Source organism: Microvirga sp. GN3, from assembly GCF_055792825.1.
This window is the reverse complement of record NZ_JBVVAK010000061.1, coordinates 19,231-42,412: the sequence shown is the minus strand read 5'-3', so window position 1 is coordinate 42,412 and position 23,182 is coordinate 19,231. Positions and strand designations below refer to the sequence as shown.

The window sequence follows — 23,182 nt, the reverse complement described above, 5'->3', positions numbered from 1 at the left end:
CCCGCATCGATATGGCCGGTATATCGTCTGGCCTTTCATGCTCTGGAGACCCTAATTGTGGCGGTTTAAGGGGCAGTTAACGGGGGTTAACACCTTGGCTCCGGACCTGTTGCAAGAATGCCCTACTCTGCCGCCAGCGGCAGCTCTCCCGTCTCCAGATCGGCCTGGGCGAGATCGTGAATGCGGCGCAGGTCGTTGAGAAACGCCTCATAGGCCTCCCGCTTCGTCGCCTCGTCGGGCAGGCGCAGCAGGTAGGATGGGTGCACGGTGACGTAGCCCTCATACGGCCCGAACCGGGCACGGCCGCGCGAGCGGGAGATCGGCGTGGATTTTCCGGTCAGTGCCAGAAGCGCTGTGCCACCCAGCGCCACCACGAGCTTGGGCTTCACCAGTTCCAGTTCCTTCATCAGCCAGGGCCGGTAATGCTTCACCTCGCCGGCGGTCGGCTTGGAATGGATGCGCCTTTGGCCGCGCTGCTCGAATTTGAAGTGCTTCACCGCATTGGTGAGGTAGACATCTTTGCGGTCGATCTCAGCCTCCGTCATCGCCTTGGTGAAGAGCTTGCCGGCAGGACCCACGAAGGGCCGCCCCTGCACATCCTCCTGATCGCCCGGCTGCTCGCCGACGAAAACGATCTCGGCATGGGTCGGACCCTCGCCGAACACCGCCTGGGTTGCGCCCGGCACGAGCGGTCCGGCCTTGGCAATGATGGCGTTGAGCTCCTTCAAGCTCTTCGGCTCCTGATCCCACATGGCTTCAAGAGCACGCTCGGGGGTGCGTTTGGTAGGCATCGTCGCCTCCTGTTCGATCATCCGGTCAACGCGCTGGGCGGCGGTTTGGATCAGACCGGGAATCGCGGCGGTCTCGGGCATGTTGCGCCAGTACTTCTTCGGCATTTCGGCGCGCATGGCGGTCGGGTTGACCCGTGCCGGATTGAACACGCTCTCGTAATAGCCGCGCCAGCCCTCCTCGAAGCTGTCCTCGGCCGGCGCATCCTCGCGCCGCGCTGGCGGGCCAAAGGTCAGGGCCGCGCGGTCCCAGCGCACGGAGCCGATGGGCGTGAGAATGGTCCAGTCCATCGAGCGGAAGCGGTCGACAAAGAAGGGCGCTGCCGCCTCCAGGATGAAATGCTCCGGCTCGAACCAGGCAGCGAAGCGTTCGAGATCCTCGCCTCCCATTCGGCGGAAGCGCACGAAGGCGTGCATCTTGTGCAGGTCGCGCCGCACGGAGCGCGCCATCAGGTCGATGCGGTGGACCAGCGGATCGCTGGCGATCTCGAGAAGATTGCGCTCGCCGTTCAGCACCCGCCAGACGAGCTGGTAGAGCTGGGCATAGCGCTCTGGATCGCTGTGACAGACGACCTGCTCGATCAATCGTGCGATGCCCTTCGGGATCGACACTGGCGGCGCGTCGCCAGCGACATCGCGACCGAAGAGGGCAGGCGCCTCATCGATCTCGAAGACGACATGCTGCGGCGCCAGCTCCTCCGCGATCAGCCAGCGCACGGCCTTGCGGAAGGCGTGGAGATCGGCGCCGGCCTTCAGGGTGATGCGGTGGAGTGTCATGGGTGTTCTCCACTGTCATTCCGGGGCGAGTGAAACGAGAGCCCGGAAACCATAACCGCTAACGATGAAGGAAGAAGCGCAGCCGATACCTTGAATGCCGTCGTGTTTATGGATTCCGGGCTCCGCTGCGCGGCCCCGGAATGACAGTTCGTTGGTTGATTCATCCGAACAAGCTCAACTGTTCCGGCTTCTCGATCAGCCGCTCGCGCAGGCCGAGTTGGTCGAGCTTCGCTCTTGGATGATGATCGGCCGTGATGAGGAAGGGTTTGGCGCGTTTCAGCCCCGAGGTGAGACGGGCGATGTCGTCGAGCCGCAAGGCCGTGTGCCTGCGGGCCACCACGATCTTGTCGACCGCCTGCGCGCCGAGGCCTGGCACACGCAGCAGCATCTCGCGCTCGGCGCAGTTCACATCGACGGGAAAGCGGTGGCGGTTTTTGAGCGCCCAGGCGAGCTTGGGGTCGATGTCGAGATCAAGCATGCCCTTCTCACCGCTCGACGCAATCTCGTCCACGTCGAAGCCGTAATAGCGCAGCAGCCAATCGGCCTGATACAATCGGCTCTCGCGCATCAGCGGCGGCGATTTCAGCGGCAGGATCGCGCTCGAATCCAGGATCGGGCTGAAGGCGGAGTAATAGACGCGCTTCATGTCGTAATGGCCGTAGAGCTTGGCCGAGGTGCGTAAGACGTCCGCATCCGTGGTCTCGTCGGCACCGACGATCATCTGTGTCGTCTGACCCGCGGGTGAGAAATGACGATGTTCCTCGCGCGCCTCCTCGATGCGCTCGAACATCTGCGCCATGGCGCTCTCGATGGAAGCACCGTCCTTCTCCGGTGCCAGCCGCTCCAGGCTCTTTTCCGTCGGCAGTTCGAGATTGATCGACAGGCGGTCGGCCCACAGGCCCGCCTCCTCGATGAGCCAGGGACTCGCTTCGGGAATCATCTTCAAATGGATATAGCCGCGAAAGCCGTGGTCGCGCCGCAGCTTCTTCGCCACCAGCAGCATCTGCTCCATGGTATGGTCGGGCGAGCGGATGATGCCGGAGGAGAGAAACAGGCCCTCGATATAGTTGCGCTTGTAGAACTCGATCGTGAGCGTCACCACCTCGTCGACGGAAAACTTCGCCCGCTTCACGTTGGACGAGCGCCGGTTCACGCAATAGGCGCAGTCGAACAGGCAGTAATTGGTGAGCAGGATTTTTAACAGCGACACGCAGCGCCCGTCCGGCGTGTAGGCGTGGCAGATGCCGGTTCCGACCGTCGAGCCTAAGCCTCCTACATCCGCGTTGCGCTTGGGCGCACCGGAGGAGGAGCAGGAGGCATCGTATTTCGCCGCATCCGCCAGGATGCGCAGCTTCCGGCTAAGCTTCTCGTCCATGGGTCTTTCGCAGAATTGTTCCTGTTTTGTTCTAGCATGAAGGTGAGACGATGGCGAGCGTCGCTGGGAGGGGCGGGAGGTCGCATCGTGCGGTTGTGAAACCGGAAGCTGAACCAAGGAGAATAGAGCATCTAAGTCTATAGAGCATCCAAGTCTAACTGTGCGCTAATTTTGGACTTGGATGATGCCGGGTGAAGGCCTTCGGGAACAACCCGGCCATCGAAGGAGATTTCCATGCGTCTGTCTCAAATCGGAACTTTGCTCGCTCTCGGCTCGTTGCTCGTCTCACCCGCTTTCGCGCAGACGGCGGCTCCAGGTGCGGCTCCATCCGGCACAGCGGCGAAGCCACCAATGACCAGCACGGCCCCGGCGGGCACAGCCAAGCCTATGCCCCACACGACAGCCTCCACCAGCGCTCTGCTCGATATCAATACCGCGCCCAAGGATCAGCTCGACAAGCTTCCCCAGATCGGCTCGGCCCGGGCGGATGCGATCATCAAGGGCCGCCCGTACAAGGCCAAGAACGAACTCGTGGACAGGAAGATCATTCCGCAGAATGCCTATGATGCGATCAAGGACCGGATCATCGCACACCAGAAATCGTAAGCAGCCAATAAGAAAGGGGCCCATCGGGCCCCTTTCTCACTCCAGCGAGAGGGCTTAGCGGCTGTACTTGAATTCCGGCGCAGCCTTGAGCTGATCCTTGGTCATGTTCAGGAGAGCATGATCCGGGGCCGCCCGATTCATGGTGTCCGCAGGCGCGGCCGGAGCCGTCGTCGCAGTCGAACCTGTCGTTGTCGGGGCGCTTGTGGTGGCGCCCGTCGTTGTGCCGGCTGCCCCAGGAGGGGCGGTGTTCGCCGCGGTCGCAGCCGCGCGCGGCTCGTTGACGAACTTGATCTGGTCGAAAGGAACGGCCACGTCATGTTCACCCATGCCGAGGAAGCCACCGACGCCGACCACGACGGCCTCGATCCGGCCGCTCTGATCCACCAGCAATTCGCGAATGTCGCCGATCTTCTCGTTGCCTTCGTTGTAGACGTTCAAGCCTTCGATCTTGGAGGCGCGCCATTGGCCCGGCCGCTCCTGGGTCATCCAGTTGCCCGTGGACATGGTGGACGACGAAGCGGCGCTCGGGCTCGCGGGCGAGCTGGGCGATTGCGTTTGGGCGAGAGCGGGCACCGACAGCAGAGCCGTGCCGAGAAGCGCCATCATGAGATGTTTGGAAGCCATGTATTCCTCCTGATTTTATGTGACGCACGATCGCATCTGACCTCTCAACGGCGAAGTTGGCGATTGGTTCTGTCAGGAAGACGGGTAGTGTCGCAGGCTTTGCTGAATGTCTGTGCAGCGCGGCATTAAGGACCCCCCTTGCTCCTGCCGTGAATGGTCCTAAACTCGGCTACGCTTTCTCGTCGATCTTTTGACACGGACCGCATGATCCGAACCTTCCTCGACGGCCTTTATCTTTTCGCTGGCTACCTCGCTGGCGTTTTTCTCCTCATCATCTTTCTCCTCATGATGGGCCTGTCCCTCGGGCGAGGCGTCGGCATCAACATTCCCGCAGGCGACGATCTCGCCTCCTGGTCCATGGCCGCGATGGCCTTCCTGGGCTTGGCCCATACCTTTCGCTCCGGCGAGATGATCCGGGTCGGGCTGATCACCGACCGCCTGCGGGGACGCGCCCGCTGGTGGTTCGAGATGTTTGCGCTCGTGATCGGCCTTTGCTTCGTCGGCTTTTTCGCCTGGCATGCGGTGGTGCTCACCTATGACAGCTGGCGCTTCAACGACATGGCCCAGGGCGTTCTGGCGATCCCGCTCTGGATCCCGCAGATCGGTTACGCCACCGGCCTCGTGATCCTGTTCATCGCCTTCGTCGACGAGTTCATCCATGTGCTGCGCGGCGGCGATCCGCGTTACGAGAAGCCGCCTGCCACCACTGCCGAAGAGGTGGTGGAGCGCGCGATCCAGAGCGGAGTGTAAGGCCAGATGGAACTCATCGAGATTTCGGGCCTGCTGCTCTTGTTCCTCGCAGTGCTGCTTGCCGGCGGCGTGTGGATCGCGATCGCGCTCATGGCCTGCGGCTGGGTCGGCATGCAGTTTGTCGGAGGCGGCATTCCGGCGGGCTCGGTGCTCGCCACCACGATCTGGGGCAATTCCGCGTCCTGGACGCTCGCGGCGCTGCCGCTCTTCATCTGGATGGGCGAGATCCTGTTCCGCACGCGGTTATCGGAGGAGATGTTCCGCGGCCTCGCGCCCTGGCTCAACTGGCTGCCGGGGCGGCTGATGCACGTGAACGTGCTCGCCTGCGGCCTCTTCGGGTCCGTGTCCGGCTCATCGGCGGCAACCTGTGCGACGGTCGCCAAGATTGCATTGCCCGAATTGAAGAAGCGTGGCTACGACGAGACGGTGAGCTTGGGTTCGCTTGCCGGTGCAGGCACGCTCGGCATCCTCATTCCACCGTCGATCACCATGGTGGTCTATGCGGTCGCCGCCAACGTCTCGATCATCCAGATCTTTCTGGCGGGCTTCCTGCCGGGGCTGCTCGTGATGGCGCTCTATTCCGGCTACATCGCCGTGTGGTCGCTGCTCAATCCGAAGAAATCGCCGCCGCCCGAACCGAGGATGAGCCTTAGCGAGAAGATCAAGGAATCGACCAATCTCATCCCCGTGGCCTTGCTGATCACGCTCGTCTTCCTCACCCTGCTGCTCGGCTGGGCCACGGCCACCGAATGCGCGGCCTGGGGCGTGCTCGGCTCGCTGGCGATTGCGTGGTGGTCGGGCTCGCTGTCGTGGGAATCGTTCTGGGCCAGCGTGATGGGCACGACGCGCATCACCTGCATGATCATGCTGATTCTCGCCGGTGCCTCCTTCATGTCGACCTCGATGGCCTATACGGGCATTCCCCAGGCGCTCGCGACCTGGGTCGACAGCCTGCACCTCTCGCCTTACGCGCTCATCGCCGCACTGACGATCATGTACATCCTGCTCGGCACCGCCCTCGACGGCATCTCCATGATCGTGCTGACGACGGCGGTGGTGATCCCGATGGTGAAGACCGCAGGCTTCGACCTGATCTGGTTCGGCATCTTCCTCATTCTCGTGGTCGAGATGGCGGAGGTCTCGCCGCCGGTCGGCTTCAACCTCTTCGTGCTGCAGACCATGTCGGGCAAGGATTCGAACACGGTGGCGCTCGCAGCACTGCCGTTCTTCTTCCTGCTCGTCGCGGCGGTCGCGATCATCACCGTGTTCCCGCAGATCGTGATGGTGCTGCCGCAGATGGCCTTTCCGGATTAGATCCGTTCATAAAAACCAGAGGAGAACGATGATGAGACACATGACACGCTTCGGTCTGACCCTCGCGGGCGCGCTGCTCGTGGCAGCGCCCGCCATGGCACAGACCAAGTGGAATCTGCCGGCCGCCTATCCGCCGGATAATTTCCACACCGAGAACCTGAATGCCTTCGCCAAGGACGTGGCGGATGCCACCAGCGGCAAGCTGCAGATCACGGTCCACGGCAATGCCTCGCTGTTCAAGGCGCCGGAGATCAAGCGCGCGGTGCAGACCGGGCAGGCCCAGGCCGGCGAGGTGCTGATGTCGCTGCACGAGAACGAGGATCCCGTCTACGGCCTCGACGTGGTGCCCTTCCTCGCCACCTCCTTCGATCAGGCGAAGAAGCTTTGGGACGTCCAGAAGCCGGCGGTCGAGAAGAAGCTCGCGAGCCAGGGTCTGATGCTGCTCTTTGCGGTGCCGTGGCCTCCGCAAGGTATCTTCGCCAAGAAGGATATCAACACCGTCGAGGATCTGAAGGGCGTGAAGTGGCGCTCCTACAATCCCGGCACCGCGCGCATTGCGGAGCTCGTCGGCGCACAGCCTGTGACGGTGCAGGCGGCGGACCTGCCGCAGGCGCTCGCCACCGGCGTCGTCAACACCTTCATGACCTCGGGCGCCACCGGCTACGACTCGAAGGTGTGGGAATCGCTCTCGCACTTCTACGACACGCAGGCCTGGATTCCGAAGAACCTGACCTTCGTCAACAAGGCGGCCTTCGATGCCCTCGACAAGCCGACCCAGGAAGCCGTGTTGAAAGCCGCCAAGACGGCGGAGGAACGCGGCTGGAAGCTGGCTCAGGAAAAGACCAAGTGGTACACCGACCAGATGGCCTCGAAGGGCATGAAAGTTCAGCCGCCAAGTGCAGGGCTCAAGTCGGGTCTGCAGAAGGTCGGCGAGCAGCTGACGCAGGACTGGCTGAAGAAGGCTGGTAGCGACGGACAGGCGATCATCGACAGCTACAAGAAGGCGGCGATGTAATCCTGCCCCTGCCCGTCATCCCCGGACTTGTTCCGGGGATCCACGTCTTGCTCGCTTAAAGACGTGGATGGCCGGGACAGGCCCGGCCATGACGTTGAGGATTGGAAACTCAAGCTAGCGTGAAATTCATCGTGATTTCGGCGTTGAGCACTTTGGAGACCGGGCAGTTCTTCTCCGCCGCACGGGCCAATTCCTCGAACTTGGCGCGGTCGATGCCCGGCACGTTGGCGTTGAGTGTCAGGGCCGATTTCTTGATCGTGAAGCCGCTGCCCTCCTGCTCGAGGGAGACGACCGCCTCGGTGGCAAGCTCGGTGGGCGTGAAGCCGGCGCCCTGGAGCTGGAAGGCAAGGGCCATGGTGAAGCAGCCGGCATGAGCGGCGGCGATCAGTTCCTCGGGATTCGTGCCCTTCTCGTTCTCGAACCGGGTCTTGAAGGAATAGGGCGTCGCTGACAGGACGCCGGAATCCGAGGTGAGATGTCCGGTGCCATCCTTGCCCGTGCCCTGCCAGACGGCTCTTGCTTTGCGGTTCATCCTGATCTCCTTTTGCGGATAGGCTTGGTGATCTAGCGCATCGCGCGGAAAAGTGGAGCATCGGTTTGATCCCACAAGTGGAGTCCACTTTTCGATCCGATGCTCTAAGACAGATCGTGTCAGGCTCCAGAGGTCCCGTTCGGTTTGGTTTGCGAGTTCTCGATGCTTATCCCCCTCCAGGCCCGCCTGCGTCCACGGCTTCTCGGCTCCGCCGTCGTCACGCTTCTGGTCTTCGCCATTCTGCCGTCGTCCTGGCCGGCGAATTCGCGGATGCTCGTGGGCTGGGATATCGGTGTTGCCTTCTATCTCTTCCTCGCCTGGACGATGGCCCTGCGCTCCTCCACGACTCAGATGCAGGAGCGTGCGACGCAGGAGGACGAAAGCGGGGTCGTCGTGCTTGCATTGACGCTTGCAGCGTCCGTCGCGAGTCTGGCTGCCATCGCGGTGGAGTTGACCAATATTCACAATAGCCAGGCCGATCAGCAAGGCTTTCACCTGACCATCGCCGGCATCACCATTCTCTGTTCATGGTTCTTCGTGCACACGATCTATGCCATCCATTACGCGCATGAATATTACGGCGATGATGGAGAGCGACAGGGGCTCGCCTTTCCGGGCAAGGGTGAGCCCGATTACTGGGACTTCCTGTATTTCTCGTTCAACCTCGGCGCAGCGGCGCAGACCTCGGACGTGGTGATCGTCTCCCGGCGCATGCGCCGCTTGGTGCTCGCCCACACGATCCTGGCCTTCCTCTTCAACACTACGATTCTTGCGTTGGCGGTGAATGTCGGCGCGGGATTGCTCTAGAACATTCCTCGCGCCAAAAACTCCAGGCTTCTCGATGTCACTTTCCCTCGTCTTCTCCGAAACAGTGCCCGTTCTCGAAACCGAGCGCCTCATGCTGCGCGGCCATCAGGCGGAGGATTTCGCCGATTGCTTCGCTCTCTGGACAAACCCGGAGGTGACTCGCTTCATCGGCGGCAAGCCGTCCACGCAGGAGGAGGTCTGGGCAAGGTTGCTGCGCTATGCCGGACATTGGGCCCTGCTGGGGTTCGGTTATTGGGTCATCATCGAAAAGGGAACCGATCGCTTCATGGGAGAGGTCGGGTTTGCTGATTTCCGGCGGGAGATCGAGCCCTCCCTCGATGGGGTACCGGAAATCGGCTGGGTCCTGGCGCCTCACAGCCATGGCAGAGGATATGCAACGGAAGCCGCACGGGCTGCCATCGCATGGGGCGAAAAGCATTTCGGTCCCGTGCGCACGGCCTGCATCATCGCGCCCGAGAACGCGCCATCGATCCGGGTGGCGGAAAAATGCGGCTACCGGGAATGGCAGCACACGACCTACAAGGGCAATCCGACCATCATGTTCGTGCGATAGACACGCGCTTCTATCGCCTCACGCCTCAGACGACTCGCTCGCGAATGCGGCGCCGGCAAGCTTCTCGGCGTGGGCTCGAAGATCCTGCGGCCAGAGCTGGATCAAGGCCTTGAACAGTCTCCGATCTCCGGCAAAGAGCGCACGCGAGGCTTCCTCAAAACCGGCTTCATCACCGGCGAGAGTCGACATGAACCGCTAGAGCGCCTCCTGGGCCTGCCGTACGCGATCCTTGGACTCGTTGCTGCGCCTTGCTTCCTCGACCAGTTTGCGCAGCGCAACGGACGCACCGCCAGGCTGGACATTGAGCCATTCCCAATGCCGCGGCAGCAGGGTCACCTCTCGCGCAACGACGCCGAGCTTGGGCCGGCCCGGGCCGCGGGGCTCGGGCTTGTCGGAAACCTCACCCAGCCGCTTCAGCACATCTTCGGGCGTGCCGCGAAAATCCACCTCAACGACCCGACAGGTCTCGTCGTCGAGAACGAGCACCGGCGCGCTCTCGCCCTCGTCGAGAACGGTCTTGGTTGCCTTGGCAACCGCGGCAAGGGGGCCCGAAGCGATCAGGCGCGGGCCCGCAAAGGCCGTGTATGTCTTGATTGGATCGCCCATGATGTCCTCGCCGTTGTCGAATGTCGGCGAGTTTTATCCGGGTTAAATTAACTTGTCAATAATATCCGGGTAAAACAGCGGCCTATGAAATGTCAGGCTCGTCGTCCTGCTCCGAGTCGATCACATCCCGCGCCACGTCGAACCGAAAGCCGGCCCGCGCCATGGCGGCGAGATCCTTGTCGCGATAGGGCGCCCGCTCGCCGGGTCTGAACGGTCCGAGCTTGCGGCGGCGGGCGAAGGCGCGGGCGGCCTCTTGCTCGTCGCCTTCCTCGCCTTCCAGGGCGGCGGCGATAGTCGAGCGGTCGACGCCCTTGGCGGAGAGCTTGGCCTGGATTGCACGGGCCGAGCCGCCGCGGCGGCGTAAGGATGCGACGCGGGCCTCGGCATAGCGGCTATCGTCGATGAGGCCGCTGCGCAGGCTCTTGGCCACCACCTCGTCGATCATCTCGTGAAACTCAGCCGGTTCCTCGCCGCGCAGGCGGCAGCGCTTGTCCACCTTGCGCCGCAGCACGCGGCGCAGGTTCTCGGCGGAAGATGAATAGCGCTCGAGATAGGCGAGCGCCGCGCGCTGCAGATAGGCGGGCGTGACCTTTCGCGGCGGCTTGCGGGCCGGCTTGTCGTCCTGGGTCATTCCGGCTTCGCGTCGGATGTGGGCGCGCTCTCGCCCGGCTTTTCCACTTGGCCGCGCCGTTGCAGCTGCAAGGCCACGAACCAGCACAGAGCCGCCCAGGCCGCGCCGACGGTCCAGCCGGCAAGCACGTCGCTTGGCCAGTGCACGCCGAGATAGACGCGGCTGACGCCCACGAGCAGGGTCACGACGATGGCGAGCGTCATGATGAAGGCGCTGACGCGTTTGCTCTTCTCGACCCGGGCGAGAAGCGCTCCCAGGGTCAGGTAGGTGATGGCGGAGAGCATGGCATGGCCGCTCGGAAAGCTTGCCGTGTAGACGCGGGCCGCATGCGGCACGAGATCCGGCCGGGGGCGCTCGAAACCGATCTTGAGGCCGGTGGAGATCAGCATCCCGCCGACGATGGCAAACAGCACGAGAAGGGCTGCACCGCGCTTGCCGATCATCAGGAGATAGGCAAGGGTCGCAAGCGTCAGGAAGGTGAGGATGGCATAGCCGCCGAGGCCGGTGATGTCCCGCGCAGCCTCCTCGACCCAGGACGGCCCGAGCGGATTGGCCGGGTTCTGCGGGTCGCGCAGGGCGAGCAGAAGCTGGCTGTCGATGGCGTGGGTCTCTCCCTCGCGCACCTCGTCGGCCAGCGAGATGAAGGCCCAGGCGAAGAAACCGCAGGCGGACAAGGACAGAAGCGGGCCGATTTCATTGAGCCGCAGGCGAAGCCACAGGCGCGTGGCAGGGGCGAGAAGCGAGTTCATGGTCCCATGAGATAGGAAAGTTTGAGACGTCTGACGAGGGTTGAAGAGTTGCCCGTGTCATCCCCGGCGAGCCGAAGGCGAGGGAAGGGGATCCATAGAGCAGTGCCTGCAAGTGGATTCCCTTCCCCTTCGCTGCGCTCCGGCCGGGAATGACACCCCGGTAGGTCACACTTCCAGCCGCTTCCGCCACGGCTTCGGCGCAGTGATGCTGCCGAGGTTGAGCCATTCGGCCATCAGGCGAAGCTCGTCGCCGAGAGCGGGTGCGATCTCGTCTGGGGGAACGGACGCCTCCGGGTGGATCGAGTGCACGATGAGATTGCCTGCGGCGCGGTCGGCTTTGAGGTCGACGCGGGCGACGATCTTCTCGCCGAGCACGAAGGGCAGGCAGTAATAGCCGAATTCGCGCTTCTCGGCTGGTGTGTAGATCTCGATCCGGTAGCGGAAATCGAACAGCCGCTCCGTGCGCGTACGCTCCCAGACGATCGGGTCGAAGGGCGAGACAAGCGCTTTCGCCTCGACGCGGCGCGGGATCTTGGCCTGTGGGTCGAGATAGACCGGCCCGTTCCAGCCCTCGACGGTGACAGGGACCAGATCGCCCGCCTCCACGAGCTCGGGGATTCGCGCCTTCGCGTCCCGCGGTCCCAGGCGGAAATAGTCGCGCAGGCAACGTTCGGACGCGATGCCGAGCGAGCGGATGGAGAGCCGCAGCAGCTCGCGCTGCGCCTCGTCTTCGGCCGGTGTCGGGGCGTTCACGATCTCGGAGGGCAGGGCCCGCTCGGGCAGGTCGTAGATGCGTTCGAATCCGCGCCGCGTGGCGGTGGTCACCTCGCCGGCCCAGAACAGCCACTCCAGCGCCCGCTTTCCGTCGCTCCAGCCCCACCATGAGCCCTGCCCCTTATGACTGCCGGACAGCTCGCCCGCCGCCATGGGGCCGCGCATTGCGATTTCGCGGCGGACCTCCTCGATGAAGGCGCGTTTCTCCAGCCCGAACCGGGCGAGTCCGCCATAGATGTCCTCGCCCCGCCTGGCGCGATCCATGCGCCAGCGGAAATAGGGTTGCAGATCGAGCCGGATCAGCGAAGCCTCGTGACCCCAGTATTCGAAGGCTTCGCGTTTCTTGCGGTTATAGGCAGTCTTTTCTAGCAGGCCCCGGTCATAGGCGCCGATTCGCGAGAAGAGCGGCATGTAATGGGCCCGCACCAGCACATTGACCGAATCGATCTGGAGCAGGTGCGAGCGTTGCAGCACGCGGCTCAAATGGCGCTTGGTCGCCGCGCTCGGTCGGCTTTCGTGAAACCCCTGGGCGGCGAGCGCAATGCGCCGGGCTTGGGCAAGGGAGAACTTGGTGCGAATTGCCATGACGCGAACAATAGTGGAACATCGCTGGCCGACGCCAGAGGCGAGATTTCCACCTGACGATGAAAAGAGGCGGAACCTGTGGATCGACCTTATACTTTAGATCAATCTGTGGTTCGAACGCATATCTGCCCTGCAACTGAGGGTCGGACAAAACTGCTTTGTCTCTTCTAGATGGGTTCTCCGGCACGCGATGGATACGATGGACCAGTCAACGAACGAGAGCCTGCGGGGAAATCCGACACCTGCTTTGAGCCACACCGAAATCCGCACGATCATCCTCGGCGTGATGCTCGCCATGTTCCTGGCGGCGCTCGACCAGACCATCATCGCGACGGCGCTTCCCACCATCGGCCGCGAACTCGGCGATCTGGAGCACCTGCCCTGGATCGTGACGGTCTATCTTCTGACCTCCACGGCCGTGACACCGCTCTACGGCAAGTTCAGCGATTCCTATGGCCGGCGCGTCACCATGCTGATCGGCATCGTGATCTTCATCATCGGCTCCATTGCCTGTGCGCTCGCACCCAACATGATCGTCCTCATTCTGGCGCGCGGCCTGCAGGGCATCGGCGGCGGTGGGCTGATCGCGCTGGCACAGACCATCATCGCCGACATCGTCGCGCCGCGGGAGCGCGGGCGCTATCAGGTCTATTTCGCCAGCGTCTTCATGAGTTCGAGCCTGCTTGGCCCAGTGCTGGGCGGCTTCTTCGCCGAGCACCTGCACTGGTCGGTCATCTTCTGGATCAACCTGCCGCTTGGATTGCTCGCTCTCACCATCGCCTTCCACTCCCTGAAGAAGCTCCCGCGCTTCGAACGCCCTCACAAGCTCGATCTGCTCGGCGCGCTTCTCCTGGTGGCGGCCACCGTGGCGATGCTGTTGGCCCTGAGCTGGGGCGGGTTGCGCTATCCCTGGGGCTCCTGGCCGATCCTCGGGCTCTTTGCCCTGTCCCTCGCGCTCTGGGGTCTGTTCGCCACTCGCATGCGCCTCGCGCCCGAGCCGCTGATCCCGCCGGGGGTGCTGCACAATCCCGTGGTGCGCATGGCCGTGCTCGCCGCCTGTTTCGCCATGGGCACCTATATCGGGCTCACCATCTACCTGCCGGTCTATTTCGAGGCCGTGCGCGGTCTCTCGGCGAGCGCATCGGGTCTTGCGCTCATTCCGCTCATGGCCGGAACGGTGGTCGGTGCGACCATGTCCGGCCGCAGCATGGCGAAGGTGAAGCACTACAAGCGGCTTCCCACCGCCGGTCTTCTCGTGGCGATGGCGACCACGGGCGTGCTCGCGGTTTATGGATCCTCCCTGTCCATCCTCACCGTCGAGATCATCTTGGCCGTGATCAGCGTGGGCCTGGGCACGGTCCTGCCCGTCACCATGGTGACGACCCAGAACGCGGTCGCTCCGCACCAGATGGGCACCGCGACCGGCACGGCCAATTTCTTCCGGTCGCTCGGCGGTGCCTTCATCGTGGCGATCTTCGGCGCCATCGTGCTCGGTGCGTCAGGCCTGAGCGGCGCGATGAGCTTCGAGACCCTGAGCGCGGTCGCGGCCCAGAGCGGCGTCGATCTGGCCGACGTGTTCAGCTACGTGTTCGTGGCGGCCGTCATCGGCTTCGGGCTTTCGCTCGCCTTTCTCCTCGCCCTCGAAGAGCGGCCCCTGCGCGGCAGCGCGATCAAGGCCGCCGAGGCGGCGGTGGCCGATTGATCATCAGAGCATCAGACCCAAACGTGGATTGCACTTTTGGGATCAATTCCGATGTTCAATCCCTTAAGCAGCGCATCGTTTGGTGCGGAAAACCGGGTCCACTTTTCACTGGCGTGGCCCTACGGGTCGCTGACGCAGCCCTCTGGGTCCGCACGATGCGCTAGTCCAGCGTCTGGCGGAAGCGCGCCACCGCCACGCCCATGGCGAACAGAGTGAAGACCGCGAGCGCCAGAACGTCGGTCTGCAGGTCGGTGAAGGTCGCGCCCTTGAGCATGATTCCGCGCACGATGCGCAGGTAATGGGTCAGCGGCAGGATCTCGCCGATGGCCTGTGCCCAGCCGGGCATGCCCTTGAAGGGGAACATGAAGCCGGAGAGCAGGATGTTCGGCAGGAAGAAGAAGAACGACATCTGCATCGCCTGAAGCTGGTTCTGGGCAATGGTCGAGAAGGTGTAGCCGATCGATAGATTCGCCAGGATGAACAGCAGCGTCAGGCCGATGAGAAGCCAGAGGTTCCCGATTACCGGAATGTTGAACAGAAGCCTTGCGGCAACAAGGATGATGGTCATCTGCACACCGCCGACCATCAGATAGGGTGTGATCTTGCCGAGCATGATCTCGACCGGGCGGATCGGCATGGCAAGCAGGCTCTCCATCGTGCCGCGCTCGATCTCCCGGGTAACGGACAAAGCCGTGAAGACCAGCATGGTGAGTGTCAGGATCAGGCCCATGAGACCGGGCACGATGTTGAGGCGGGTCTCGCCCGCCGGGTTGTAGCGCTGGTGCACGCGTAATTCGTAGGGCAGCGGCTGGGGCGCAAGGTTTGCTGCAGGGCCGGTGAGTTCGCGGGAGAAGACCTGCGCCGAGAGCCCCTGGAGGGCTGCAACGGCACCACTCGTCGCCGTCGGATCGGCGGCATCGGCCACGACGAGAAGAGCGGGCCGCTCGCCGCGCATGAGATCGCGCCCGAAATGCGCCGGGATCTGCACACCGAACAGCACCTTGCCGGAGAGAATCAGGCGGTCGAGATCCTCCTCGCTCGTGGCCGATATGGAGATGTCGAAATAATCGGTGGCGCGCATCGCCGCGATGAAGGAGCGTGCAAACGCGCTGTCATCCTGCACGAGAACGGCGGTGGGGAGATGCCGCGGGCTGGTGTTGATTGCGTAGCCGAACAGGGTGAGCTGCAGGAGCGGGATCATGATCATCATCGCAAAGGTGATGCGGTCGCGCCGCAGCTGGATGAACTCCTTGATGAAGGCAGCGCGAAGGCGCATCAGCGAAGCCCTGAAACCTCGCGTGCGGCGGTCGACATCGTTAATGCCGGCGCTCATCCGAAATTGTCCTTCGACCGGCTCATCAGATCGATGAACACGTCCTCGAGCGTCGCTTCGCCCGGCTCCCATTTCTGCGGCCCGCGCTCACGCAGCTCCTTCGTGGCTGCATCGAGCCTCTCGCTGTCGCGCCCGCTCACATGAAGCGCCATGCCGAAAGGTGCGACCATGTCGACGCCGTCAAGCATCTTGAGGCGTTCGGCGAGTTCCGCAAGATCGGGGCCCGTGACGGTGTAGGTCGCCAGATGCGCATTCGCGATGACATCGGCAACAGAGCCTTGCGTCAGCAATTCGCCATAGGCGATGTAGGCGATCTCGTGACAGCGCTCGGCCTCGTCCATGTAATGGGTCGAGACGAGCACGGTCATGCCCTCATGCGCGAGCGCATGGATCTCGTCCCAGAAATCGCGGCGTGCCTTCGGATCGACGCCGGCGGTCGGCTCGTCGAGGAGTAGAAGCTGCGGCTCGGGGAGGATGCACGCGCCGAGCGCCAGACGCTGCTTCCAGCCGCCCGACAATTCGCCCGCTAGCTGCTCGGCGCGGTTCTCGAGACCGAGTCGCTGGATCGCATTGCGCGCGGCTAGACGCGGATCCTCGAGATTGTAGACCCTGGCGACGAATTCGAGATTCTCGCGGATCGACAGGTCCGCATAGAGCGAGAATTTCTGCGTCATGTAGCCTACGTGACGCTTGATCTCGGCCGATTGCGTGAGGATGTCGTAGCCGAGGCAGGTGCCGTGCCCGCTGTCGGGCGTCAGCAATCCGCACAGCATGCGGATGGTCGTGGTCTTGCCGCTGCCATTGGGACCGAGAAAGCCGTAGATCAGCCCGCGCCGCACCTGCATGGAGAGGTTCTTCACAACAGTGCGGCCACCGAAGGATTTGGTAAGCCCCTCGACATCGATGACGATCTCGGGTTCCGTCGCGACAGGGTGCGATGGGGCTGCATCCAGGGTCATGATTGCGGTCCAGGCTCGGTGGGCGTGACCGTCACCGGCAGGCCGATGGGCAGATCGGTTCCGTCGAGGGGACGAGCCTCGACGCGGAACACCAGCTTTGCCCGTTCCTGCTCGCTGAAGATCACCGGCGGGGTGAATTCTGCCTCGTTGGAGATGAAGCTGATGCGGGCTTGGAGCCCCTCCTTGCAGCTGTCGCAGGTGAGGCCGACTGTCTGCCCAAGCGCGATGGTGGCAAGCAACGGCTCGGGCACATAGAAGCGGATGCGACGGTTGGCCGGAGGCAGGAGCGCGAGCACCGGCTGGCCGGCATTCACCGTCTCCCCGGCGCGAAAATAAACGTCCTGCACCTGGGCATCGGACGGGGCCTTCACCTCGCGCTTGGCAAGGCGGGTTTCCGCCTGCACCAGAGCCGCCTCATTCGCCTGCACGGCTGCTTCCGCCGCTCCGATCTCTCCCGAACGTCCCGCGATCTGTCCGGCCTGGATCTGCCGCTGCACTTCGGCCAGCGCGGCCTTGTCGCGTTCGAAGGCGGTTCTCGCCTGATCGTATTGCGCCTTTGCGGCGATGCCGCGCTCAAACAGGGTTCTCTGCCGGTCGAGTTCCACTTGCGACAGGCTGAGTTGCGCCTGCGCGCGTTCCTCCTGGGCTTCGAGAACAGCGATCTCTTCTGGCCGTTGGAGAGCTGCTTTAAGATTAGCAAGCTGCGCGCGGGTCTGCTGCAGTTTGGCGTCGGCCTCGTTGCGCTGCGCGGATTGCACCGATGCGTCGAGCCTGAAGAGAAGCTTGCCCTCCGTCACGCGATCTCCGGAATCGACAGTCAGTTCATCGATGCGCCCACCTTCCTCGGGCGCCATGAAGACGAGATAGCCTTCGACATAGCCCTGGAAGCGGGTTGTGCCGTCCGACCGCGGCCAGAAAAACCAGGCGGCAGTTCCCCCGGCGAGAAGCAGCACGGCGAGGGCGATGAGCCGCGCGACCTTCATGACGGATGCCCTTTCAGCGCCTTCATCAGAAGCGTCAGGTGCGCTTCCAGCATCGCCTCGATATCGATGGGATCGAAGCGCTGGAAGAGGCTGGTCCAGAGCAGGGCGACGAGGCCGGGCGCAATGGCGAGCTGCGGAAACCTCGCGATCTCATCGGAGCGGAACTCGCCTCGGGCGACTCCCCGCTCCGCGATACCGCGCAGAATCCTTAAGCCCCGGGCAATCACCTCGCGGTGATAGACCTCCGCCAGTTCCGGAAAGCGGCTCGCTTCCATCAGGAGGAGGCGGACGATCTCGCGACGGCGCGTACCGAGGATCTCCGTCCTCAAGAAATGGAAAAGCGCCCTGAGCTGCTCCTCGGCCGAGAGGTCGGGATCCGGAATCTTCTGCTCGATGAGACCGACGGGACCGCCGATGCCGGAGCGCACCAGCGCCTCGAACAGGGCCTGCTTGGAGGACACATAAAGGTAAAGGGTGCCCTTGGCGACGCCCGCCCTGGCGGCCACGTCGTCGAGGCGGGCATCCGCAAATCCCTTTTCCAGAAAGATGTCGAGGGCGGCATCCAGGATCGTCTGGAGCTTAGCCTGACGTTCGCTCTCGCTCCGGGCTGGAGCCCGCCGTTTCGTCTGCTGCCGTGCCGTCACGACATCCTCACCAATCAATTGACTGACTGGGCAGTCATTATAGGGAAAATCAATTCGGAAGTCGAATCGGATTTCGCTCGGGCTGACTTTGTGGGGGCCATTGTGAGGTTCGGGCGGGTCTGAAACCCGTGAGCGGGTGACTAAAGCATCGCCAAACCGCCTATCGCCGATGATGGCGTACCAGGGTCAAGAGAAGCGAGATGGTGAGAATCACCAGCAGGACGATGCCGACGGTCGTGAAAACCGTCTCGGCGCGTGAGGCGCCGGCAGGCGGGAGCATCAACCCGTTGGTTTCCTCCTGGATGATTGACCGATCGGCTGCTGCCTCCGGAACCGGAATCCAGCCTGGCTCTTCTCCAACGAGGGCCGGAACGGCATGAAGGACGCGGCTGACGGAAAGCTCGCCGGGCATCGATCCCCTCCTGTATCGAGGTCCACGGTCGTTCCGAAAGTTAATGGTCGGGGAGCAGGCAGGTTTCCCAAAACCTGCGGCGTCATGGCTGGGGAAAGCCTATTTCGCCTGTGGAGGACTGACACCGACCCGGCACTTCCTTAAGCCTTGCCGTGTTAGGACCGGGCCGGGTTGTTTTCGAGGATAGCAAGAGGGAGGCTGATGAAGGTCGGCATCGACATGGGACAGGCGTCTTCCGCCCCTGGAGGACAATCGGCATTGCTCGATCTGGAAGAGCTTCTGGCGACGCGTCTGCTCGTCCAGGGCAATTCCGGTTCCGGCAAGTCGCACCTCCTGCGCCGCCTTCTCGAGCAGAGCGCCAATCTCGTCCAGCAGGCCATCATCGATCCGGAAGGCGATTTCGTCACGCTGGCTGACAAATTCGGCCATGTGGTGGTCGATGCCTCCCGCAGCGAGGGCGATCTGCAGCGCATCGCCGCCCGCGTGCGTCAGCACCGTGTCTCCGTGGTGCTGAGTCTGGAGGGGCTCGACGCCGAGGCCCAGATGCGCTGCGCCGCGGCTTTCCTCGGCGGCCTCTTCGATGCGGAGCGCGATTACTGGTATCCGATGCTCGTGGTGGTGGACGAGGCGCAGCTCTTCGCCCCTGCCGCGGCAGGCGATGTGTCCGACGAGGCGCGAAAGGTCTCGCTCGGTGCCATGACCAACCTCATGTGCCGCGGCCGTAAGCGCGGATTGGCTGGCATCATCGCGACGCAGCGTCTCGCCAAGCTCGCCAAGAACGTGGCGGCGGAAGCCTCGAACTTCCTCATGGGGCGCACCTTCCTCGACATCGACATGGCCCGCGCTGCCGACCTTTTAGGCATGGAGCGCCGGCAGGCCGAGATGTTCCGCGATCTTGAGCGCGGCCACTTCGTGGCGCTCGGGCCCGCGCTCTCGCGCCGCCCGTTGCCGATCCGTATCGGTGCGGTCGAGACCTCCACCCGCACGGGCACCTTCAAGCTGATGCCGTTGCCGGAGCAGCCGAAGGCGGAGGCCCGCGATCTCATCTTCAAGGCCGGCGAGGACGAGGTGGTCGCCCGCCCGGTCATGCCGCGTCGTGCACCCCCGCCGCCTCCGGCTCCGTCCACCAACGATCTTCTGGCCCAGCTCGCCCGCACCCGCCCCGCAGCCGCGCCCGAGCCGCAGCCCGAGGAGAACGAGCAGTCCAAGGCCGAGCGCGAGGCCGCCCTCGATGCGATCCTGCGCGAGATCCTCGACGATCCGGAAGCCGCGTTCCGCTCGGTTGCCGTTCTGTATCAGGATTTCCTCGTCCGCTGCCGCATCCGCCGCGTTTCCGGCGAACCCTTGAACCTTAACGCCTTCCGTCGCCGGCTCGCGGTCGCCCGCGCCGGCGTCGATACGGCCACCGCCGAAGGTTCCGAATGGGACCGCGCGGTTGCCTTCGCGGCCGATCTGGCGGAAGACATCCAGGGCGTGTTCCTGCTCATGGCCCGCGCCGCCATGGAAGGCTCGGCCTGCCCGCCCGACGGCGAGATCGCCCGCGCCTGCGGCAGCCGCTCGCCCGGACGTGCCCGGCGCCTCATCGCCTATATGGAAAGCCGCAACATCGTCGTGACCCGCAACGATCCGCGGGGCCTGCGCATCATCGCGCTCCCCGATCTTGGGTGGGAGACCGGCCCCGGCGACCCGAACGCTTTCGAGGAGCCGCAAGTGCCCGAGACCCGGGATCTCTTCGCGGTGGGGTAAGGCGTGCGATCATCAAGACAGATGGTCGATATCTGTTCATGGGATCACGGGTCTAAAGGTGCCTGAATCAGATCAACATGCGGGTCAAGCATCCAGCCGAGTTGACCGGCGATGTGCGAGTATAACTGCGTTTTGAGAAAGCGATTCTTGATTGCCACAACAAGGTCGCGGCGACCTGAATATCTCCAGAGCGGCTCATCTGCTCCAGCGGCCGATATCAGGACTTCAGTGTCCTGGGACACGAGGCCGTGGTGCCTGTTGAGCTCAAAATTGATGCGATACTCGTCAGAGCCTCTTTGCCCGTTCTTCTGCACCTTCACCTGAGCAACGACCAAGATATCGCTGCGCCCTCGCAAGGGCTCGGCTGAGAGTTTCAGGGTATCCCACAAGATGACTGAGTTTGGCCCAAGCCCGACCATGGCCGTTCTCCAGTTCCAAGAATACAGCCACCGCTCCTTTTTGGAAAATGTATTCACGATCCGTTCAACGGGACCACCTGGACCAACAGGTGTCTTTCGTCAGCGACTTCGACGACACACAGGGTTGGGTCCAAGCCCTCATCCGGCATTCTCGCTGCGAAGGCTTGGGCAATCCTCTGTGCCTCATCGCGGGCGGCCGTGAGATCGGGCAGATAAACTGAGCCAAGATCCTCAGTTTCCGCCAGGCATCGAAGGGTAAAGTAGAAGAGGCATTTCAACCTCCTGACGCATTTAAGACAGGATACACCATCTCCAATTCTTCATCGACGATATTCGTTCGAGGCATCTGCCGCCGAACACTGTCCCATTGCCGTAGTTTTGAAGCAGGGTTGTCTGAGAGAGGCTCTATCCGTCCCTATCCGTCTCTCGGGCTTCTTCGCAGTTGGACAAGTCATCAACTTAGCGCGATTGTCACCCCAGGGACAAAGAGTGTTGCATCATTGCGCCTCTCGCCCGTCTGATTCGGGTCGATGACGATGAGATGTGCCGATGTTCCGCTACTTCGAGACCCGGATTGACTTCAAGAAAAAGCCCCCGGAGGAATCGCCGCCGGACAATCTCTGGGGCTTCTACTGGCACTTCATCGCCCAGGCGAAGGGCCTGTTCTTCGCACTCTTTGCGCTGGGCTTCGTGCTTGCCGTCGTCGAAGCGCTCATTCCCTATCTCATCGGCCGCTTGGTCAATGCCCTCTCGCATACGTCGCCTGAAGGCATCTTCCGTGAGGCCGGGCCGCTGCTGATCGCCATGGGGGCGATCATCCTCCTGGTGCGACCGCTCGGGACGATCCTGTTCCGGCTCCTGGTCAACCATTCTCTGGCGGTCTCGTTCACCACCATGGTCCACTGGCAGAATTACTGGCACGTGGTGCGCCAGCCTTTGGGCTTCTTCCAGGAGGATTTTGCCGGGCGCATCGCCAACCGGGTGCTGCAGACGGGTCGGCCCCTGCGCGAGACGGTTCTGTCCGTGGCCCGCGCGGTCTGGCAGATCCTGGTTTTCGGCGCGGCCTCCATCGGCCTTCTCGGCACGCAGGATTGGCGTCTCGCCCTGCCCATGGCCGGATGGTTCACCCTTTACGCCACGCTTTTGGTCGTGTCTCTGCCGCGTATCCAGACGCGGTCGCGTGCGTCGAGCGAGGCGCGCTCGGCCGTGACCGGCAAGGTAGTGGACAGTTTCACCAACATCATGACCGTCAAGCTGTTCGGGCGCCGGAAGGACGAGGACGAGTATATCAGCGAGGGCTATCGCCGGCTCAACGACGCGTTCATGAGTCAGCAGCGCATCAACACATTCTATGTGGCCGGCCTCACCTTCCTCAATGCGATCTTCCTGGTCTCGACCGGCGCAGTGGCGGTTTGGCTCTTCAGCGCGAACCGGATCGACGCCGGCACCATGACCACCGCCTTGCTGCTCTCCACCCAGATCGTCTCCATGTCCGGCTGGGTCGCCTTCGAGGTCATGGGCATCTTCGAGAACGTGGGCACGGTGCAGGAAGGCATGAAGACGATCTCGCGTCCGCTCACCATGCAGGACAAGCCAATCGCCAGGCCCTTGACGGTAACACGCGGCGAGATTCGTTTCGATGACGTCAGCTTCTCCTACGGCGATGGCGACAGGGTCATCGACAGATTGGACCTCACCATCCGGCCGGGCGAGAAGGTCGGTCTCGTCGGACGCTCCGGCGTCGGCAAGACGACGCTCGTCAATCTGCTCCTGCGCTTCTTCGAGCCGCAGGAGGGACGCATCCTGATCGACAATCAGGATATCGCCGATGCATTGGAGGAAAGTCTGCGCTCGCAGATCTCGGTGGTGACGCAGGATACGTCCCTGCTGCACCGCTCCATCCGCGAGAACATCCTCTACGGCCGGCCTCAAGCCAGCGAGGAAGCGATGCGCGAGGCGGCGCGTCAGGCCCATGCCGTCGAGTTCATCGAGCGTCTCATCGATGGACGCGGTCGGCGCGGCTTCGATGCCCATGTGGGCGAGCGCGGCGTCAAGCTCTCTGGCGGCCAGCGCCAGCGCATTGCGATTGCCCGTGTGATCCTGAAGGATGCGCCGATCCTGGTGCTGGACGAGGCGACATCTGCACTCGATTCCGAGGTCGAGGCCGCGATCCAGGAATCGCTCGCCACCCTCATGGAGGGCAAGACGGTCATTGCCATCGCGCACCGTCTCTCGACCCTGCAGCTCATGGACCGCCTGATTGTCATGGACGAGGCCCGGATCGTCGAGGAAGGCACCCATGAGGAGCTTCTGGAGAACGGCGGCCTCTATGCCGGCCTCTGGTCGCGTCAGTCTGGCGGGTTTCTTACCGCGCGCAAGGGCGTGGCGGACGAGGCGGTGTAAAAGTCTGCACTGCGAAAGGCCTCCACCCTTTCACCTCGGAGCGAACCTCGATATTGTCGCGCCGATCCCATTTC

Annotated in this window: 23 protein-coding genes and 1 pseudogene; 9 read left to right on the top strand and 15 right to left on the bottom strand. The window is 63.2% G+C overall.

Annotated features, from left to right (window positions below; translation table 11 throughout):
- Positions 1–122 precede the first annotated feature (122 nt).
- Both ACS5Q1_RS25505 and ACS5Q1_RS25500 read right to left on the bottom strand, forming a co-directional pair.
- Positions 123–1,565, bottom strand: a complete 1,443-nt coding sequence (locus ACS5Q1_RS25505) for a UdgX family uracil-DNA binding protein (RefSeq protein WP_473100801.1) — start codon at positions 1,563–1,565, stop codon at positions 123–125.
- A gap of 160 nt (positions 1,566–1,725) precedes the next feature.
- Positions 1,726–2,940, bottom strand: coding sequence for a putative DNA modification/repair radical SAM protein (locus ACS5Q1_RS25500; RefSeq protein WP_473100800.1), 1,215 nt, complete (start codon positions 2,938–2,940; stop codon positions 1,726–1,728).
- 234 nt (positions 2,941–3,174) lie between these two features.
- Between ACS5Q1_RS25500 and ACS5Q1_RS25495 the strand changes: the two genes are divergently transcribed.
- The gene (locus tag ACS5Q1_RS25495; protein ID WP_473100799.1) at positions 3,175–3,546 is read left to right on the top strand and encodes a ComEA family DNA-binding protein; all 372 of its coding nucleotides are present in this window, start codon (positions 3,175–3,177) and stop codon (positions 3,544–3,546) included.
- 54 nt (positions 3,547–3,600) lie between these two features.
- On the opposite strand, the gene ACS5Q1_RS25490 is transcribed toward ACS5Q1_RS25495, so the two are convergent.
- Positions 3,601–4,170, bottom strand: a complete 570-nt coding sequence (locus ACS5Q1_RS25490) for a PRC-barrel domain-containing protein (RefSeq protein ID WP_203441744.1) — start codon at positions 4,168–4,170, stop codon at positions 3,601–3,603.
- 204 nt (positions 4,171–4,374) lie between these two features.
- Here ACS5Q1_RS25490 and ACS5Q1_RS25485 point away from each other — a divergent pair, with 204 nt between their 5' ends.
- From ACS5Q1_RS25485 to ACS5Q1_RS25475, 3 genes are read left to right on the top strand one after another with little or no spacing between them, the layout of a single operon-like run.
- Positions 4,375–4,920, top strand: a complete 546-nt coding sequence (locus ACS5Q1_RS25485; protein WP_203441743.1) for a TRAP transporter small permease — start codon at positions 4,375–4,377, stop codon at positions 4,918–4,920.
- A 6-nt stretch (positions 4,921–4,926) separates the two neighbouring features.
- Entirely contained in the window at positions 4,927–6,234 is a 1,308-nt protein-coding gene (locus tag ACS5Q1_RS25480) for a TRAP transporter large permease (RefSeq protein WP_203441742.1), read from the top strand.
- 31 nt (positions 6,235–6,265) lie between these two features.
- A complete protein-coding gene (locus tag ACS5Q1_RS25475) occupies positions 6,266–7,249 on the top strand; it encodes a TRAP transporter substrate-binding protein (RefSeq protein ID WP_473100798.1) in 984 nt (327 codons plus the stop codon).
- Between the two features lie 109 nt (positions 7,250–7,358).
- Here ACS5Q1_RS25475 and ACS5Q1_RS25470 read toward each other — a convergent pair whose 3' ends face one another.
- Positions 7,359–7,781: an OsmC family protein gene (locus ACS5Q1_RS25470; protein WP_473100797.1), complete on the bottom strand. Its 423-nt coding sequence runs from the start codon at positions 7,779–7,781 to the stop codon at positions 7,359–7,361.
- 162 nt (positions 7,782–7,943) lie between these two features.
- On the opposite strand from ACS5Q1_RS25470, the gene ACS5Q1_RS25465 reads away from it, so the two are divergent.
- Together ACS5Q1_RS25465 and ACS5Q1_RS25460 are read left to right on the top strand one after the other, a co-directional pair.
- A complete protein-coding gene (locus ACS5Q1_RS25465) occupies positions 7,944–8,588 on the top strand; it encodes a DUF1345 domain-containing protein (RefSeq protein WP_473100796.1) in 645 nt (214 codons plus the stop codon).
- Positions 8,589–8,622: 34 nt separating this feature from the next.
- Positions 8,623–9,162 (top strand): GNAT family N-acetyltransferase, encoded by a 540-nt coding sequence (locus tag ACS5Q1_RS25460; RefSeq protein ID WP_473100795.1) that lies wholly within the window; start codon positions 8,623–8,625, stop codon positions 9,160–9,162.
- 18 nt (positions 9,163–9,180) lie between these two features.
- Here the strand turns inward: ACS5Q1_RS25460 and ACS5Q1_RS25455 are convergent.
- From ACS5Q1_RS25455 to ACS5Q1_RS25440, 4 genes and pseudogenes are all read right to left on the bottom strand, one after another.
- A pseudogene (locus ACS5Q1_RS25455) lies at positions 9,181–9,768 on the bottom strand (DUF2239 family protein).
- An 82-nt stretch (positions 9,769–9,850) separates the two neighbouring features.
- On the bottom strand, positions 9,851–10,399 hold the full coding sequence (locus ACS5Q1_RS25450; protein ID WP_473100794.1) for a regulatory protein RecX: 549 nt from the start codon (positions 10,397–10,399) through the stop codon (positions 9,851–9,853).
- Positions 10,396–11,148 (bottom strand): phosphatase PAP2 family protein, encoded by a 753-nt coding sequence (locus ACS5Q1_RS25445; protein WP_473100793.1) that lies wholly within the window; start codon positions 11,146–11,148, stop codon positions 10,396–10,398. The genes ACS5Q1_RS25450 and ACS5Q1_RS25445 overlap by 4 nt, the downstream gene beginning before the upstream one ends.
- A 165-nt stretch (positions 11,149–11,313) precedes the next feature.
- Entirely contained in the window at positions 11,314–12,501 is a 1,188-nt protein-coding gene (locus ACS5Q1_RS25440; RefSeq protein ID WP_473100809.1) for a winged helix-turn-helix domain-containing protein, read from the bottom strand.
- A 196-nt stretch (positions 12,502–12,697) separates the two neighbouring features.
- Here ACS5Q1_RS25440 and ACS5Q1_RS25435 point away from each other — a divergent pair, with 196 nt between their 5' ends.
- Positions 12,698–14,209: an MDR family MFS transporter gene (locus ACS5Q1_RS25435; RefSeq protein ID WP_473100792.1), complete on the top strand. Its 1,512-nt coding sequence runs from the start codon at positions 12,698–12,700 to the stop codon at positions 14,207–14,209.
- Between the two features lie 160 nt (positions 14,210–14,369).
- On the opposite strand, the gene ACS5Q1_RS25430 is transcribed toward ACS5Q1_RS25435, so the two are convergent.
- The 5 genes from ACS5Q1_RS25430 to ACS5Q1_RS25410 all read right to left on the bottom strand — a co-directional run bounded on the left by ACS5Q1_RS25430 (position 14,370) and on the right by ACS5Q1_RS25410 (position 18,540).
- Positions 14,370–15,542, bottom strand: coding sequence for an ABC transporter permease (locus ACS5Q1_RS25430; protein WP_473100791.1), 1,173 nt, complete (start codon positions 15,540–15,542; stop codon positions 14,370–14,372).
- Complete coding sequence (locus tag ACS5Q1_RS25425; protein ID WP_473100790.1) at positions 15,539–16,501, bottom strand: ABC transporter ATP-binding protein; 963 nt, start codon at positions 16,499–16,501, stop codon at positions 15,539–15,541. Before ACS5Q1_RS25425 ends, ACS5Q1_RS25430 begins: the two co-directional genes overlap by 4 nt.
- A complete protein-coding gene (locus tag ACS5Q1_RS25420) occupies positions 16,498–17,484 on the bottom strand; it encodes an HlyD family secretion protein (protein ID WP_473100789.1) in 987 nt (328 codons plus the stop codon). Before ACS5Q1_RS25420 ends, ACS5Q1_RS25425 begins: the two co-directional genes overlap by 4 nt.
- Positions 17,481–18,128 (bottom strand): TetR/AcrR family transcriptional regulator, encoded by a 648-nt coding sequence (locus ACS5Q1_RS25415; protein ID WP_473100788.1) that lies wholly within the window; start codon positions 18,126–18,128, stop codon positions 17,481–17,483. The genes ACS5Q1_RS25420 and ACS5Q1_RS25415 overlap by 4 nt, the downstream gene beginning before the upstream one ends.
- Before the next feature lie 160 nt (positions 18,129–18,288).
- Positions 18,289–18,540 (bottom strand): hypothetical protein, encoded by a 252-nt coding sequence (locus ACS5Q1_RS25410; protein ID WP_473100787.1) that lies wholly within the window; start codon positions 18,538–18,540, stop codon positions 18,289–18,291.
- A gap of 201 nt (positions 18,541–18,741) precedes the next feature.
- Here ACS5Q1_RS25410 and ACS5Q1_RS25405 point away from each other — a divergent pair, with 201 nt between their 5' ends.
- Entirely contained in the window at positions 18,742–20,286 is a 1,545-nt protein-coding gene (locus ACS5Q1_RS25405) for a helicase HerA domain-containing protein (RefSeq protein ID WP_473100786.1), read from the top strand.
- A 44-nt stretch (positions 20,287–20,330) separates the two neighbouring features.
- Here ACS5Q1_RS25405 and ACS5Q1_RS25400 read toward each other — a convergent pair whose 3' ends face one another.
- Both ACS5Q1_RS25400 and ACS5Q1_RS25395 read right to left on the bottom strand, forming a co-directional pair.
- Positions 20,331–20,762: a hypothetical protein gene (locus tag ACS5Q1_RS25400; protein WP_473100785.1), complete on the bottom strand. Its 432-nt coding sequence runs from the start codon at positions 20,760–20,762 to the stop codon at positions 20,331–20,333.
- Positions 20,759–20,983: a DUF6894 family protein gene (locus ACS5Q1_RS25395; protein ID WP_473100784.1), complete on the bottom strand. Its 225-nt coding sequence runs from the start codon at positions 20,981–20,983 to the stop codon at positions 20,759–20,761. The genes ACS5Q1_RS25400 and ACS5Q1_RS25395 overlap by 4 nt, the downstream gene beginning before the upstream one ends.
- Before the next feature lie 271 nt (positions 20,984–21,254).
- Here ACS5Q1_RS25395 and ACS5Q1_RS25390 point away from each other — a divergent pair, with 271 nt between their 5' ends.
- A complete protein-coding gene (locus tag ACS5Q1_RS25390; RefSeq protein ID WP_473100783.1) occupies positions 21,255–23,108 on the top strand; it encodes an ABC transporter ATP-binding protein in 1,854 nt (617 codons plus the stop codon).
- The last annotated feature ends 74 nt before the right edge of the window (positions 23,109–23,182 follow it).

What these genes read in the sequence shown, in the direction of transcription:
- ACS5Q1_RS25450 (WP_473100794.1), bottom strand. Translation starts at nt 10,399, where the DNA reads ATGACCCAGGACGACAAGCCGGCCCGCAAGCCGCCGCGAAAGGTCACG.
- ACS5Q1_RS25470 (WP_473100797.1), bottom strand. Translation starts at nt 7,781, where the DNA reads ATGAACCGCAAAGCAAGAGCCGTCTGGCAGGGCACGGGCAAGGATGGC.
- ACS5Q1_RS25435 (WP_473100792.1), top strand. Translation starts at nt 12,698, where the DNA reads ATGGATACGATGGACCAGTCAACGAACGAGAGCCTGCGGGGAAATCCG.
- ACS5Q1_RS25445 (WP_473100793.1), bottom strand. Translation starts at nt 11,148, where the DNA reads ATGAACTCGCTTCTCGCCCCTGCCACGCGCCTGTGGCTTCGCCTGCGG.
- ACS5Q1_RS25420 (WP_473100789.1), bottom strand. Translation starts at nt 17,484, where the DNA reads ATGAAGGTCGCGCGGCTCATCGCCCTCGCCGTGCTGCTTCTCGCCGGG.
- ACS5Q1_RS25505 (WP_473100801.1), bottom strand. Translation starts at nt 1,565, where the DNA reads ATGACACTCCACCGCATCACCCTGAAGGCCGGCGCCGATCTCCACGCC.
- ACS5Q1_RS25460 (WP_473100795.1), top strand. Translation starts at nt 8,623, where the DNA reads ATGTCACTTTCCCTCGTCTTCTCCGAAACAGTGCCCGTTCTCGAAACC.
- ACS5Q1_RS25475 (WP_473100798.1), top strand. Translation starts at nt 6,266, where the DNA reads ATGAGACACATGACACGCTTCGGTCTGACCCTCGCGGGCGCGCTGCTC.
- ACS5Q1_RS25485 (WP_203441743.1), top strand. Translation starts at nt 4,375, where the DNA reads ATGATCCGAACCTTCCTCGACGGCCTTTATCTTTTCGCTGGCTACCTC.
- ACS5Q1_RS25405 (WP_473100786.1), top strand. Translation starts at nt 18,742, where the DNA reads ATGAAGGTCGGCATCGACATGGGACAGGCGTCTTCCGCCCCTGGAGGA.
- ACS5Q1_RS25390 (WP_473100783.1), top strand. Translation starts at nt 21,255, where the DNA reads ATGTTCCGCTACTTCGAGACCCGGATTGACTTCAAGAAAAAGCCCCCG.
- ACS5Q1_RS25430 (WP_473100791.1), bottom strand. Translation starts at nt 15,542, where the DNA reads ATGAGCGCCGGCATTAACGATGTCGACCGCCGCACGCGAGGTTTCAGG.
- ACS5Q1_RS25480 (WP_203441742.1), top strand. Translation starts at nt 4,927, where the DNA reads ATGGAACTCATCGAGATTTCGGGCCTGCTGCTCTTGTTCCTCGCAGTG.
- ACS5Q1_RS25410 (WP_473100787.1), bottom strand. Translation starts at nt 18,540, where the DNA reads ATGCCCGGCGAGCTTTCCGTCAGCCGCGTCCTTCATGCCGTTCCGGCC.
- ACS5Q1_RS25500 (WP_473100800.1), bottom strand. Translation starts at nt 2,940, where the DNA reads ATGGACGAGAAGCTTAGCCGGAAGCTGCGCATCCTGGCGGATGCGGCG.
- ACS5Q1_RS25465 (WP_473100796.1), top strand. Translation starts at nt 7,944, where the DNA reads ATGCTTATCCCCCTCCAGGCCCGCCTGCGTCCACGGCTTCTCGGCTCC.
- ACS5Q1_RS25495 (WP_473100799.1), top strand. Translation starts at nt 3,175, where the DNA reads ATGCGTCTGTCTCAAATCGGAACTTTGCTCGCTCTCGGCTCGTTGCTC.
- ACS5Q1_RS25490 (WP_203441744.1), bottom strand. Translation starts at nt 4,170, where the DNA reads ATGGCTTCCAAACATCTCATGATGGCGCTTCTCGGCACGGCTCTGCTG.
- ACS5Q1_RS25425 (WP_473100790.1), bottom strand. Translation starts at nt 16,501, where the DNA reads ATGACCCTGGATGCAGCCCCATCGCACCCTGTCGCGACGGAACCCGAG.